Origin of the sequence: Dysgonomonas sp. PH5-45 (assembly GCF_029893235.1) — a bacterium.
Lineage (GTDB): Bacteria > Bacteroidota > Bacteroidia > Bacteroidales > Dysgonomonadaceae > UBA1309.
Window position 1 is genome coordinate 45586 of record NZ_JARXWE010000008.1, and the last position, 14416, is coordinate 60001.

The window sequence follows — 14416 nt, forward strand, 5'->3', positions numbered from 1 at the left end:
CCTCAGAAAGGATAGCCCACAGCTATGTGCCAAGCCGTATTTTTGCTTATTCTGAAAGGTTTCGTTACAGGCCATTGCGATTTATATCCGTCAAATATTTGATTGCCCAACTCGTCAATCCTGTATTTGGGAACTTTGGCAGGGTCGTACAGCTTCCAGCCACAGTCTAAGCGAATCAGAACGAAGTCGAAGTCAAAGCGGATACCCAACCCCCAAGCTCCTGCTATTTGTTTGTAGAATGTGTCGAACTTAAAGGCGCCACGTTCTTGTTTTTCGTATTCTTTTATTGTCCATATATTCCCGGCATCAAGGAAGGCAGCCAGTTCAATTATCCAGAATACTTTACTGCGGTATTCTATGCCTGCATCGAAGCGGATATCGCCCGATTGAAAATAGAAATTGGCATCGGGGCTATAATATGCTCCGGGGCCTAATTCGCGGATAGCCCACCCCCGAACACTATTGGCTCCTCCCGAAAAGAATCGTTTCTGAATGGGTATCAGTTTGTTGTTCCCGTAGGGATATGCCAGTCCGCCTCCTATACGCCATGCAAGAGAGTTTTTCTCATCTATTTTTATTGTATGGCTGTAATCGGCAGTTCCTCTGACGTATTGAGAAAAAGCGGTATTGAATACTTCTTTCGAACCTTCTTCGTTTTCTTTCTGTTTGCTAACATTGGCAATGAGCGACAGAAGGTTTCCGGCTGTTTCGATAGATGCACGAAATGTTTTTATTACCGGTAAACGCTTATTGCCGGGAATGAAGTTGCTGTTATAATAAGTGTAACCAGTCCCCAGAATAAATTGGTCTTTGAAGCTGTAATATTTAGCTTCGTCGGGCAGACCTTCGAGGAAGGAATCTTCGACCGATGGCAGATGCACATAGCTGACGTTAAGCAAATCGACAGCATGTTTTATCGATGTGTTATTTTTGCTATTCCATATATATTTGATACCACCGGAAAGTATAGTCCGGATAAAATAATTGGGACGGCGTTGGTAACTGTAATCAGTAAAAAGCTGGGTCGAAGAGTGCATTCTGCGTTTTAAATCTCTCGAAAGGAATGGATTAACAAAACGAGGAAGCGTTAAAGACATTTCTCCCCCTACTTCGAAGTAATTATCATCAAATTTTGAAAAATCAGGGGTGATGGCTTCGTAAGCCCCGTGTAGTTTAATATTGAAAAACTCAGAACCTCTAAAAATATTACGGTGCAGGTATCCGATACCGGCACCTATACCAAACATCCAGTCGGAGTTTGTTCCTTCAATTTCGGCCGAAAAACCTTGTTTTTTATCGGGAACACAGGTTATAACACAACTTAGTTCGTTGGGATTGTCTGGGCAAGGGTAATAAGTTATATTTACGTTTTTAAGTATTTTTAGTTGTGCAAAACTGCTGTAAGTAAGGTTGGTCATGCGTTCGCTATAAAACGCGCCTGCCAGAATAAAGCAATTGCTAAATATAACGCTGGGACGGATATAGCGCCCCCGACGTCCGTAATGAATAGTATAGTCTCCTCCTATTCGTTCCACGGCCGAAGCCTGATAATTGTCTATATGCCCGTCCGAAAGCGGTGAGTAATCGACATAAAATTCAACTTCCCTTATTTTGTATTGTTTGTGTGGTTTTTCGATTGGTGCTTGTCCGTCCTTTTTTTCCGTGAAAGGATATATAGCCAGTTCGAGGTCTATCCTATTACCTCCGGCTGTAGTATCGGCAACAAAGCCTACGTATTCTTTATTGAAGTGGAAATATCCGGAGTTGCGGAATACCGAAGAAATACGTGTCCGTTCCTCGTCGAGCATATCAAGGTCGAATATTTGATTTTTATTAACGAGCGACCGTTGTTTAAGCAGGGAATTAATATTGGTGTTGGCAATTCTCTTTTCTTCTTTCTTATCGAAGGTAACAAATCCGGGATTTGAGTATATATCTCCCGCAAAAACAGAGTCGGGCACCTCTATCTTATATTCATCAATAATATAAGGATCGCCACAAGCTATATTGTACTTGACGCGTACTTTTTTCTTTCGTTTTTCTATTTGAGGGTTTATCTGGGCATGTACATACCCTTTGTTCCACAAAATTCTTTTCAGGTCAACTATGGTTTGGTCTACGGCTGTGCTGTCGTATATAACAGGAGGCTCGCCTCCTTTACGCAAAGTTCTGTTTATCCATTTGGTGGTATCCTGCCCCGACAGATTGTATATGAACAGAGGGAGTTTAAACACCTCGAAGGTTTTGAAATTAGGTTTTTGTTTTATATATGGTTCGAGCTCCAACGGACGGATGTTTTTGTTGTCCGTTTTTATTTTTACAGACTCGAGCATATATTGGTTTTCGGGTACGAACTTTGATGAGCTACAAGAATACATAAACAGCAGCGTACACAAAATGATAGCCGAAAAACAATATATATTGATTTTTAATTTCACTTAATATGCTAATGTCAGATTTAACAGGCAATTGAACGGCAAAATTAAGATTTAATTGTTTCTTTCTTGTAGTTTTGTCGTTAAAAATAATTGATATACAAAGTAAAGACTGTAAATTTCAAGTTTTATATTTTTGATAATAGACATACTCCTGTGAATGTTTCCTTGACATGTAATAATATACACCCATATCCCTTTTTTACTTAGCGCAAACCTCAGTATGTGTATGTGAGTACATAGTTGGGCGTTACTGTGTACTTTATTTCAAAAAACTGTGGTGTGTGTTTCCTGTATTCACCAATAAACGACCCTTTTTCTTGGGGTGAGAAGGGATGAATCAGCAGATGCTTCTTTAAATCGATACCACCTTCGCCTACGGATTTATACATCGTTTCCTTGGCCGACCAATGCAACAGGAGGTGTGTCAGTTTATTTTCGGGGATAATGGACTCTTCTTCAGAAATGAATTTACTTTCAATCCGTATTACTTTATTGGTTATCTGTTCAATATCTATTCCGCCTTTTGTGCCGCTTAATAACACTGCAACATAACCTTTGGTGTGCGAGATACTTATATTGGGCATCTTTTCATTATCCGGAAGATAAGGTTTTCCCGAAGGCGTATATTGTATTTCAACGTTTTTGCCTAAAAGCTGTTTCAGCAGAGAACGAACAGCAAGCCGCTCAAGTACACGTTGTGCTGATAAACCGGGCCATAGGGTGCTTTTTTCAGTGAAATCATCACCTAAAATAGAAAGCAACTCCCCGGCCGATTCTTCGACCTTCCATACACCCAGAATATATTTACCAACTTCTTGTTTTGTATAATGGAGCATTGTTTAGAATGATATGGTGTTGTATGCTAAAATCCAGATAAATGCAGAGCAAACAAAATTTGAACCAAAATTATAGGCTATACCATAATTTGTACGGATATAACTGTAAAGCATCGATTGCCAAAGCAATAATACCCCATACAAAATCAACATCGGGAGAGGAAAGTTAAACAATACCAAAGGAACGGTTATGCCAATCGCCACATAGAGCGCGGCATAAGTGTAGCATATTAAACCGAAATTGTTTTCCCAAAATCCCTTTATCGGGTTACGGTAAAAACGGACTATCAAATTAATCACTCCCCCACAAATCAAAGCAGTAAGAATAATCACCCGGAAATCTATATTAAACTTAAAATACAGGTTGTAAAGGCTTATCACGAAATAAATTATTATTGCTCCCGAAAGGCTCAAGTTAAAGGATGCGAATTTGAGCGGAAGCCTAAAGGCAGACTCTACCAACAAAGAAAAAATCATAATGTAAAGCAGGGCACGTAATATCTCATTGAAAGGTAAATCAAAAAAATTATGCCCTACCAATGAAGCATCGTTGATAAAATTGACTGTAAGAATCAGTAAGGCCGATACTATTATGTTAATGATAAGCAAAACAATATTATCGCACGACCGTTCCCGTTCGTTCCTTTCACGGTCCCATTCTATTGTTGGGGTTGCTGCAAACATCAGTACTTTATTGAACATTCGCAGATAATATCTGGGATTGATAATTTTAGTAGCCATAGTTTTCCAGTTGTTTAAGGTAAGTATGTTTTAGTAAAGATAACGAAAACTGTTTTTCTTTGGATACTTATTTCACTAAAAAACATCGCTCTATCTGAAATATTACATAAAAAATACCCGGATGGGACTCAAAACTCTTGAATCCATCCGGGTAAGTAAATGATATATCTATCGGTTATTTTAAATAAGGTCTATGCTCCGGTTTATAAAATTGCTTAGCGCTTCGCCTTTGAGCATATTGTTTGCCAAGAGAGCCAAATCTACCAATTGACGTATAGCGGTATTTGATTGGGCATATTCTTTAATGGCTTCGTTATCCTTGCCGTCAACATCGGTTAATACTTTCTTGACAAGCGGGCTGTCTACATTAAGAACAAGATTCATATTGTCGGGCATATCGCCATAAAAAGACATTCCAGTTTGCATGGCCGACATTTCCTTCATCCTCCGCATAAACTCGTTTTGTGTTATTTGTACCGGTTTGGTTTTTTCGCCCAAAGCTTTGTAATCGACCGTAAACTCTACTTTATCGACTACCGGCATTTGCGATAGGAAAGCTTCTTTCAGTTCTTCTTTTTGCTTATCTGTAAGCTTGATTTCGGTATCGTCTTCTTTTTTGATAAGATTGTCAACAACATCGCTGTCAACACGTACAAAACGGCTTTTTTCGAGTTTCTGTTCCAGAAGGCTGGTTATGTGTACATCAAGCTGCCCGTCGAGCAATAACACATCATAACCTTTTTCTTTGGCGTTGTTGATATAGGTGTATTGTTCGTCTCTGTTGTTAGAATAGAGATAAACAAGATTTCCGTCTTTGTCTGTCTGGTTAGACGAGATAAGATTCTTATATTCTTCGAAAGTAAAAAACTTATTGTCCGTATTTTTTAGTAAACAGAACTTTTGAGCTCTTTCGTAGAATTTTTCGTCGGTCAGCATTCCATATTCAACAAACAGTTTCAGGCTATCCCATTTTTCTTCGAACTGTGGACGGTCGTTCTTAAATATCTCCTCTAAGCGGTCGGCTACTTTCTTTGTGATATAATTCGATATTTTCTTCACATTCTGGTCGCTTTGTAAATAAGAGCGGGAAACGTTGAGAGGAATATCGGGCGAATCTATAACACCATGCATCAAGGTAAGGAATTCGGGTACTATACCTTCAACCGAATCGGTAACATATACCTGATTGCAATACAGCTGTATTTTGTTTTTATGAAGGTCTACATTTGCTTTCACCTTAGGGAAATAAAGGATACCTGTCAATTTGAACGGATAATCTACATTCAGGTGTATCCAGAACATTGGCTCGTCGGTGAAAGGATAAAGTTCCTGATAGAACTCCTTATAATCTTCGTCTTTCAGTTCGTTTGGTTTCCGTGTCCATAACGGATTGGTATCATTAATAATGTTGTCTTCGTCGGTTTCGACCGATTTGCCGTCCTTCCATTCTGTTTTCTTGCCAAAAACGATGGGGATGGGCAAAAAGCGGCAATATTTCTTCAACAGACGGTCTACTTCGTCTGTTTCTAAGAAGTTTTTGTTTTCATCGTCTATATAAAGAATGATGTCTGTTCCACGCTCAGTTCTTTGGGCTGCCTCAATAGTATATGTAGGTGTTCCGTCGCAAATCCACTTTACAGCCTCCGAAGCATCTTTGTGCGACTTGGTTACAATTTCTACTTTTTTAGAAACCATAAATGCGGAATAGAACCCTAATCCGAAGTGCCCGATTATTGAATTGGCATCGTTCTTATATTTATCCAGAAATTCGTTAGCCGACGACAGCGCTATCTGGTTTATGTATTTATCTATTTCTTCGGCAGTCATACCAATTCCGTTGTCGGAAATGGTCAGTGTGCCATTTTGGGTATCGATACTGACTTTCACTGCCAAGTCGCCAAGCTCGCCTTTAAACTCACCAAGCGAAGACAATGTCTTTAGTTTTTGAATAGCATCTACCGCGTTCGATACTATTTCGCGCAGAAAAATCTCATGGTCGCTATAAAGAAATTTTTTGATGATGGGGAAGATGTTTTCTGTAGTTACCCCAATTTGTCCTTTTTGTTGCATACCTTACTAATTGTATTTTTTTGTTTTTAAACTATTATTGTTTTGATAAACCGTTATGCAAATAAAATGCCAGACAAAAGTTTTTTGCCATTTTGACAGAGCATAAATATACTTTTCGGATATTCTTTGTGCTATATTATATGTTTTTGAATTGGGATTTTCCGCAACCCAAATCTCTTTGTATTTAATCAAACAATTGTTAATCAAACAACTAAAATGGCAGCGCCATATATGTCTGATAATTAGAGTTTGCAATTTCCACTTAAATTGCAAATTATAACATATTATGTTTTTAAAAATAAATATTTATTTTTTATTGCTCATTTTTAATGATAAATATTATTTATGACTCATTTTTTATAATTAGCATTTAAATGCATATGTTTAAATTGTTGGTATATAGTATATTACGTAATAAAAAAGCTTATTTTAACTATTTGATTGAAAATATTTCATTAAAATGATGCGCGATAATAAAAAGATGATATCTTTGTACTATTGTTGCATGAGAGATAATAGCAATCAAAAAGTTTTAATTATAAAAAAAATGTGTTATGGGAACAATTAAAAGCACAGAAAATTTTGAAGGTAAACTATTGGACCTACAAAATAACATGATGAACTTTGCACTTACTCTAACTGCTAATAGAGATGAGGCAAAAGATTTATTGCAGGAAACAACACTTAGGGCTTTAGACAATAAAGACAAGTATTACGAGAATGTAAACTTCAAGGGTTGGGTTTTTACCATTATGCATAATATATTTGTTAATAATTATCGCAGGGTGGTACGTACGCAGACTATTGTGGATCAGACTGAAAATCTATACCACTTGAACTTACCCCAAGACTCAGGATTTGATACTCCCGAAGGTGCATATACTATCGGTGAGATCACTAAAGCCATAAACAGTTTTACGGACGAATATAAAGTACCGTTTTCGATGCATGTTTCGGGTTATAAATACGAAGAAATTGCTCAGACACTTCAGTTGCCTATCGGTACAGTGAAGAGTCGTATATTTTTTGCGAGAAAAAGATTACAGGAAAAACTAAGAGATTATCAATATGAAAGGTAGTGAATGGTGTTTTTCTCAGGTGAACGGTATAAAAATGTAAAAGGAGGAAATACGATAATAAATATTTCCTCCTTTATTATTTTATTGTCCCGTCCTAACATAGGTTGACACAAAAACTTATTTATGAATAAAGACCCGTAGTGTATTTAGAGAGTTTATATCAAATGATTTATTATAAACATTTTATAGTATTTGTCATTGAGTTGCCTACACTCCTCGAACGTTGTTTCTGAACAGAGTAAAGAATCTCTGTGTTTTTATTCAAGATCCTTCGTTGCTCTCAAGATGACAAAATGAATATATCTTATTTTTCAGCACATTACCTAAATAAAAGAACCGATGAATATAAATCCATCGGTTCTTCGAATATTTTAATATAAATACTGTCAACCTATTGTTAAGGATGCCGCAGCATTATTTCTTTAACTGCTCGTTAAACCAGCGGGCAAATTCACGTTGGAATAGAACACCGTTTTGAGGCTGGGCAATCCAGTGGTTTTCGTCAGGATAAATCAGCATGCGAGACGGAATATCTCTTAGCTGGGCAGCATTGAAGGCCATCATGCCTTGAGACGCTAAGATGCGGAAATCCAACTCGCCGTGGCTTATCATTATAGGAGTATCCCATTTGTCAACAAAACGATGAGGCGAATTGGCATACGTGCGTTGCGCTATGGCATTGCTGCGATCCCAATACGAGCCGCCAAGATCCCAGTTAGCGAACCACATTTCTTCTGTTTCGAGGTATTGGGCTTCTAAATTAAATATTCCGGCATGTGCCCAGAAAGCTTTGAATCGTTTATTATGATTTCCGGCTAACCAATATACAGAAAACCCACCATAACTTGCTCCTGTTGCACCCAAGCGTGTTTCGTCAACAAAAGGTTCTTTGGCAACTTCGTCGATAGCCGACAGATAGTCTTTCATGTTCTGACCACCATAGTCTTTACTTATTTGTTCTAACCATTCCTGTCCGAATCCGGGAAGCCCGCGACGGTTAGGCGCAACAATTATATAGCCATTGGCTGCCATGATTTGCAGATTCCATCTGTAAGACCAGAACTGACTTACAGAACTTTGAGGTCCTCCTTGACAATAAAGAATGGTAGGATATTTTTTGTTAGGATCGAATTTTGGAGGATAAACAACCCATGCAAGCATTTTTTTGCCATCGGTTGTTGGTATCCAACGTTCTTCTACTTTTCCCATCTCAAGTTGAGAAAGTATTTCTTTGTTTTCGAAAGTCAGCTGCGTATCTTTTCCGGTAGCAATATCGACCGAATATATTTCGTTGGGTTGCGACAGAGAATGACGTGTGGCAATCAGTTTATCGCCGGCAATGCCGAATGCTTCGTAATCGTGAGCACCTGCGGTAATGGCTTTCACATCTTTTGCCGCATAGTCGACCTTGAAAAGTTGTGTTTTTGCTTCAACACACGAAACAATATACATCGTTTTGTTATCGGCAGCCCATGCCGCGAAATCTGTGTTGTAATCAAAGTTTTCGGTCACATAAGTCTTTTCGCCCGAAGCAAGATCCATTACAAACAAACGGTTCTTGTCAGACTCGTACCCATCGCGCTCCATGCTTTGCCAAGCAATTTTCTTTCCATCGGGCGAGAAGATAGGGTTGGTATCGTACCCCATCATGCCTTCTGTTATATTCTTGGTTTCTTTTGTTTCTATATTATATAGGTAGATATCAGAATTGGTAGACAACGAATATTCCTTTCCTGTTTTTTTGCGGCATGTATATGCAACCGTTTTGCTGTCAGGACTCCAAGCCAACTGCTCTATTCCGCCCATCGGCAACATAGGGCATTCGTAGGGTTCGCCTTCAAGTATATCGACAGAGTTTGTCAGCTTATTTCCGTCAAAATCGGCAATGAAGGAGTGAGGGATTTCTTCCACCCACTGATCCCAATGTTTATACATCAGGTTATCAATGATTTTTCCCGATGCTTTAGGTAGGTCGGGGTATCTGTCGGCAGTTCGTTCTCCAAACTTGATGTTTTTGATGTAAAGTACTTTTTTTCCATCGGGCGAGTAAGCAAAGCCGTTTATTCCGCCTTCTATGTCACTTATCTGAACCCTATCTGTTCCGTCGGGATTCATTTCCCAAATCTGCGACGAACCGCTTTCGCTACTCAAGAAAGCTATCCGTGAACCATCTTTAACCCAGCAAGCTTCGTTTTCACTTTTCTTTGTTTCTGTTATCTGTTTGTTGTCCGACCCATCAATGTTCATCACAAACAGTTCGCGGTTGGTTTTGTTTTGCTCTATGCTCACGTATGTAACACCATAGAGTACCTTTTTCTGGTCGGGCGATACCTGAACGCCACTTACACGCCCAAAGCTATGCAGAACCTCAGGGGTCATCAGACCATCGGTAACTTTTACGGTTGCTTTCCCTATTAAAGGGGCATCAGCCGTATCATCTTTTGTTTCTTTACCCGAACTACAGGCCAACATTCCGGCACTTAGTGCAATTGCCATAATTGATTTGTATTTCATCCTTTTTTTTAGTTATTTTGTTTAAATTTGGATACAATAAAAGAACTTCAAAGTTATTATTTTTCCGTAGAATTGTAAAACAAAAATTTATATAACATATTTTGGGTATAACTAAACGAACAAATTTATGAATAAGTGTTTGATACTGATATTGTTTACTTTCATTTCAACATTGGTAAACGCGCAGACTGACGAAAAGTATATGAAAGGTGCTGTTCCGGAAGAGGACGGACGGGTTGTATTTTCTAAAACAGTGGAAACGTCGTTGCCGGCAGCCGATGTTTATCAGAAAATGAATGACTGGGCAAGCCAGAATTATACACAAACCGAGGCAAATCCAAAACAGCGGATATTGTTTAACTCACCCGAACAACGGTCGATAGCCTGCCAAGGAGAAAAAGAGTTGGTTTTCAATAAAAGTGTGTTCAATATGGATAAAACAACGATGAACTATCAGCTCATAATTACCGCAACAGACCGGCAGTGCAAAATAGCGATACGGAATATATCGTACGATTATTTTGACACAAAAACTAATCCCATAGTTCTGAAAGCCGAAGAAACGATAACCGATAAGGTTGCATTACGGGGGAATAAAAGTATTTATAAAGCCTATAAAGGATTCCGAACGCATACAATAGATTTTGTAAATGACCTATACGCCGAGATATCAGGTTATTTGAATAGTTCGGAAAAAGAAAATAGCACATCTGACATACTTCCTAAAGCAAGCACGGAGATTAGTGTGGTTCCCGCAGAAGGGGTAGTCTCGACCGAAATGCCGGGATTCAGAAAAATAGATGCGGATAAAATACCCGGTAATTACGTGAAATTACTGAACGAATGGACATTAATCACTTCCGGAACCAAAGACGAAACTAATGTAATGACAGCCTCGTGGGGTGGGTTAGGAGTGTTCTGGGGCAAACCGGTAGCGTTTTGTTTTCTGAATCCTACCCGTTATTCAATTAAAACGATGGATGCCGGCGATGTTTACACAATATCGTTCTATACGGAGACATATAAAACAAATATGGAATATTGTGGACAGGTGAGTGGACGTAATGTAGACAAAATAAAAGGTTCGGGGCTGACGCCTATAAAAACACCATCGGGCGCTTCTGCTTTTGCCGAAGCATGGCTAATTTTAGAATGTAAAAAACTGATAGCCCAGCCTATCCAACCGGATGCCGTGGTAGATAAAGAAGCTTCGGGCAAATGGGCAAAAGACGGATATCACAAAATGTATGTAGGTGAAATACTGAACGTCTGGGTAAAATAATTTGATATCGCTTATATAAAAACTGTAATATACGAGGCTATTCCTAAACTGTGGGAGTAGCCTTGTTTATTTCAGTTAAAGTATAACATGCGTTTTCGATATCGGGAATGTTTTTTATTGTTATCGAGCGTTTTCCGTTTTTTTCTTTCAACTCGCATCGGCGAGGATATTTTTGTATGTATGCAAGCAGTTTATCGAATGCTTTAGATTGATAATATGGCGATTCGGGATTAGCAACAAGAAAGAGGTTCATCTGCACGTTTTTAAGGACAACTTTTTCCATCCCTAACGATTTGGCCAATTGCCGGAGCTGTACAACACGGATAAGCTCGATGCCTTCTCTTGGAATCTTTCCGAAACGGTCTTGCAGGCGTAAAACGAAGTCTTGTAGTTTGTGGTCGTCTTCAATATCGTCCAGTTCCCGGTATAGGGTGATGCGCTCCGAATCGTTCGGTATATATGTGGCAGGGAAAAGCAGTTCCAAATCGCTTTCTATGGTAACGTCCTGCACAAAGTCCGACCCCTCCAGTTTTTGATTATCGTGAGTTTCCCGATACAGGCCGGCAAACTCTTCGTTTTTCAGTTCATTAACAGCCTCGCCCAAGATTTTCTGGTAGGTTTCGTAGCCCAGATTGGCTATGAAACCGCTCTGCTCTGCACCCAACATATTGCCTGCCCCACGAATATCCAAGTCTTGCATGGCTATATGGATACCACTGCCCAACTCCGAAAAATTTTCTATTGCCTGCAACTTACGGCGTGCTTCGAGTGTAAGGGTGTGCAACGGAGGAGCAAGTAAATAACAGAAAGCTTTTTTGTTGCTTCGCCCCACGCGTCCCCGCAATTGATGGAGGTCGCTCAGTCCGAAGTTCTGGGCATTGTTTATTATTATTGTATTGGCATTAGGAATATCTATCCCCGATTCAATTATAGATGTAGCAATCAATACATCGTATTCGTAATTTACAAAGTCGGTGATAATTGTTTCCAGTTTTTGAGGTTCTATCTGCCCATGGCCAACAGCTATGCGCGCATCGGGAACCTCACGGCGAACTATGTTTTCCAGTTCGTGAATATTACTGATACGGTTATTAATGATGAACACCTGCCCGTTACGGCTCATTTCGAAGTTAATGGCCTCGCCGATGATATTTACGTCGAATGTATGTAGCTCGGTCTGGATAGGATACCTGTTGGGCGGAGGGGTTGTTATAGACGAAAGATCGCGTGCCCCCATCAACGAAAACTGCAAGGTGCGGGGGATAGGAGTTGCCGTCATGGTAAGGGTATCGACATTGGTTTTCAGTTGTTTTAGTCGTTCCTTTACGGCAACGCCAAATTTCTGCTCCTCGTCAACAATAAGCAGCCCTAAATCGGCAAACTGTATGTCTTTGCTCACAATGCGGTGTGTACCAATCAGAATATCTATCTTCTTATCCTTAATATCGTGCAATATGGATTTAATATCGCTTGTTTTTCGTGCCCTGCTGATGTAGTCTATACGGCACGGAAAGTTTTTGAGACGTTCTTTAAACGTATGGTAATGTTGTGCCGCAAGCACAGTAGTAGGCACAAGCACAGCAACCTGCTTATTGTCGGTAACGGCCTTAAAAGCCGCACGTATGGCAACTTCTGTTTTCCCAAAACCCACATCACCGCAGATAAGCCTATCCATGGGTTTGGAGTTTTCCATGTCGGTTTTTATATCGTTGGTGGCTTTTATCTGGTCGGGGGTATCTTCGTAGATAAACGAAGCTTCGAGTTCGTTTTGCAGAAAGGAGTCGGGCGAAAAGCTAAACCCTTTTTCTTCTCTCCGTTTGGAGTAAAGAAGAATCAAATCGCGGGCAATATCCTTTACTCTCGATTTCGTTTTTTCCTTCATCTTATTCCAAGCCCCTGTTCCCAGTTTGTTTATACGGGGAGGCTCGCCTTCTTTGCCTCTGTATTTTGATATTTTATGTAGCGAATGGATAGAAACAAAGATGGTGTCGTTGTTCAAATAAGTCAGTTTGATGAGTTCCTGCATTTTACCGTTCACATCCGAACGAACCAAGCCGCCAAAACGGCCTATCCCGTGGTCTATATGCACAACAAAATCTCCAACCTGGAGTTGCTTTATTTCTTTTAGCGATAAGGCTATTTTTCCGGAACGGGCTTTCTCCGATTTCAGGTTATATTTATGAAAACGGTCAAATATCTGATGGTCGGTAAAACAGGCTATTTTAAGCGTATTTTCGATAAATCCTTCGTGTACGGTTTTGCTGATAGGTACAAAGTGTATATCGTCTCCCCGGTCGTCGAAAATAGATTTTATCCTGTCGTTTTGCTTCTGGCTATCGCTCAGTATATATATCGTATAACCTTTGCCATTTAACTTATGGAAGGCTTCCGCGACAAAGTCGAAATTTTTATGAAAAAGCGGTTGCAATTCGGTTTTAAATTCTAAAACGGTATCCGGTGTTCCACTGGCCTTATTACCCATTTGTACCCATTTGAAATCTAACATCCGGCTTCTGAGGGTTGCGTCGGATATCAGTTTTGCCTGTGTATCCTCTTCATATTCGGCGTTTTCTAATATAGCCTTATCGTTGTAAATGGCCGCTACCCGGCCTTCAATCCACGAATAATCTTTAAGCCCTATTATAGACGATTGAGGCAAGCAAGAAAGGATAGATTCCTCGTGTAGCCCCAATTTCCGCATTTCGGGTATAATCTGGATGGAGTTCAGCTTGTCTTTCGATAATTGGCTCTCAACTTCAAAAGTGCGGATGGTTTCTACTTCATCTCCAAAAAAATCTATACGGAAAGGATATTCGTTCGAAAACGAAAACACATCAATAATGCTTCCACGAATGGCGTATTGCCCTGGCTCGTACACATAGTCGGTATATTCGAAACCGTAAGAGTCTAAGACATCGGAAATGAACTGTGTATCCACTTTTTCGTTCACAGCAATTTTGAGTGTATTGTCTTTCAGAACTTCTTTCGATACCACCTTCTCGGCTATGGCCTCCGGGTAAGAAACTATAATCAGTTCGGGGCTGTCTGTTTGTAGTTTGCTAAGTGTTTCTGTGCGAAGTATTTCGTTGGCAGAGTCAATTTGCCCGTATTTTATAGCCCGTTTGTAGGCCGAGGGGAAGAACGAAACACAATCTCCACCTAATATTTGCACAAGATCGTGATAAAAATATCCGGCGCTTTCTTCATTCTCCAGAATGTAAAGAAAACAGCCTTTCATTTTTTTGAGCAAAGCTATGGCATACATTGCATTTGCCGAACCCAACAAGCCTTTTACCTGTATATTCCTGTGTTTTTTTATAGAATCTATACTGGCCGCTATGTTAGGATGCGACTCAAATTTTATTTGAAGTTCCTTAATATCCATTCTGCCTTGCTTTTTTTGAGGAATACAAAAGTAGTAAAATAAAGGAGATTGTTTTCCGTAAACAATCTCCT

At 39.6% G+C, this 14416-nt stretch carries 8 protein-coding genes; 2 read left to right on the top strand and 6 right to left on the bottom strand.

What is annotated here, in order from left to right:
- Positions 1-2: 2 nt before the first annotated feature.
- The 4 genes from M2132_RS04605 to htpG all read right to left on the bottom strand — a co-directional run bounded on the left by M2132_RS04605 (position 3) and on the right by htpG (position 6085).
- Complete coding sequence (locus M2132_RS04605; RefSeq protein ID WP_280671803.1) at positions 3-2333, bottom strand: BamA/TamA family outer membrane protein; 2331 nt, start codon at positions 2331-2333, stop codon at positions 3-5.
- 320 nt (positions 2334-2653) lie between these two features.
- Entirely contained in the window at positions 2654-3274 is a 621-nt protein-coding gene (locus M2132_RS04610; protein WP_280671805.1) for a 4'-phosphopantetheinyl transferase superfamily protein, read from the bottom strand.
- A 3-nt stretch (positions 3275-3277) separates the two neighbouring features.
- On the bottom strand, positions 3278-4015 hold the full coding sequence (locus M2132_RS04615; protein ID WP_280671807.1) for a hypothetical protein: 738 nt from the start codon (positions 4013-4015) through the stop codon (positions 3278-3280).
- A gap of 180 nt (positions 4016-4195) precedes the next feature.
- A complete protein-coding gene (htpG, locus tag M2132_RS04620) occupies positions 4196-6085 on the bottom strand; it encodes a molecular chaperone HtpG (RefSeq protein WP_280671809.1) in 1890 nt (629 codons plus the stop codon).
- Between the two features lie 554 nt (positions 6086-6639).
- On the opposite strand from htpG, the gene M2132_RS04625 reads away from it, so the two are divergent.
- The gene (locus M2132_RS04625) at positions 6640-7164 is read left to right on the top strand and encodes an RNA polymerase sigma factor (RefSeq protein WP_280671811.1); all 525 of its coding nucleotides are present in this window, start codon (positions 6640-6642) and stop codon (positions 7162-7164) included.
- A gap of 414 nt (positions 7165-7578) precedes the next feature.
- Here M2132_RS04625 and M2132_RS04630 read toward each other — a convergent pair whose 3' ends face one another.
- On the bottom strand, positions 7579-9678 hold the full coding sequence (locus tag M2132_RS04630) for a S9 family peptidase (protein ID WP_280671813.1): 2100 nt from the start codon (positions 9676-9678) through the stop codon (positions 7579-7581).
- 127 nt (positions 9679-9805) lie between these two features.
- Between M2132_RS04630 and M2132_RS04635 the strand changes: the two genes are divergently transcribed.
- Complete coding sequence (locus M2132_RS04635; protein ID WP_280671815.1) at positions 9806-10960, top strand: DUF4468 domain-containing protein; 1155 nt, start codon at positions 9806-9808, stop codon at positions 10958-10960.
- Between the two features lie 43 nt (positions 10961-11003).
- On the opposite strand, the gene mfd is transcribed toward M2132_RS04635, so the two are convergent.
- On the bottom strand, positions 11004-14345 hold the full coding sequence (gene mfd / locus M2132_RS04640) for a transcription-repair coupling factor (RefSeq protein ID WP_280671817.1): 3342 nt from the start codon (positions 14343-14345) through the stop codon (positions 11004-11006).
- Positions 14346-14416: the final 71 nt, after the last annotated feature.

What these genes read in the sequence shown, in the direction of transcription:
- M2132_RS04605 (WP_280671803.1), bottom strand. Translation starts at nt 2,333, where the DNA reads ATGCTCGAGTCTGTAAAAATAAAAACGGACAACAAAAACATCCGTCCG.
- M2132_RS04610 (WP_280671805.1), bottom strand. Translation starts at nt 3,274, where the DNA reads ATGCTCCATTATACAAAACAAGAAGTTGGTAAATATATTCTGGGTGTA.
- M2132_RS04615 (WP_280671807.1), bottom strand. Translation starts at nt 4,015, where the DNA reads ATGGCTACTAAAATTATCAATCCCAGATATTATCTGCGAATGTTCAAT.
- htpG (WP_280671809.1), bottom strand. Translation starts at nt 6,085, where the DNA reads ATGCAACAAAAAGGACAAATTGGGGTAACTACAGAAAACATCTTCCCC.
- M2132_RS04625 (WP_280671811.1), top strand. Translation starts at nt 6,640, where the DNA reads ATGGGAACAATTAAAAGCACAGAAAATTTTGAAGGTAAACTATTGGAC.
- M2132_RS04630 (WP_280671813.1), bottom strand. Translation starts at nt 9,678, where the DNA reads ATGAAATACAAATCAATTATGGCAATTGCACTAAGTGCCGGAATGTTG.
- M2132_RS04635 (WP_280671815.1), top strand. Translation starts at nt 9,806, where the DNA reads ATGAATAAGTGTTTGATACTGATATTGTTTACTTTCATTTCAACATTG.
- mfd (WP_280671817.1), bottom strand. Translation starts at nt 14,345, where the DNA reads ATGGATATTAAGGAACTTCAAATAAAATTTGAGTCGCATCCTAACATA.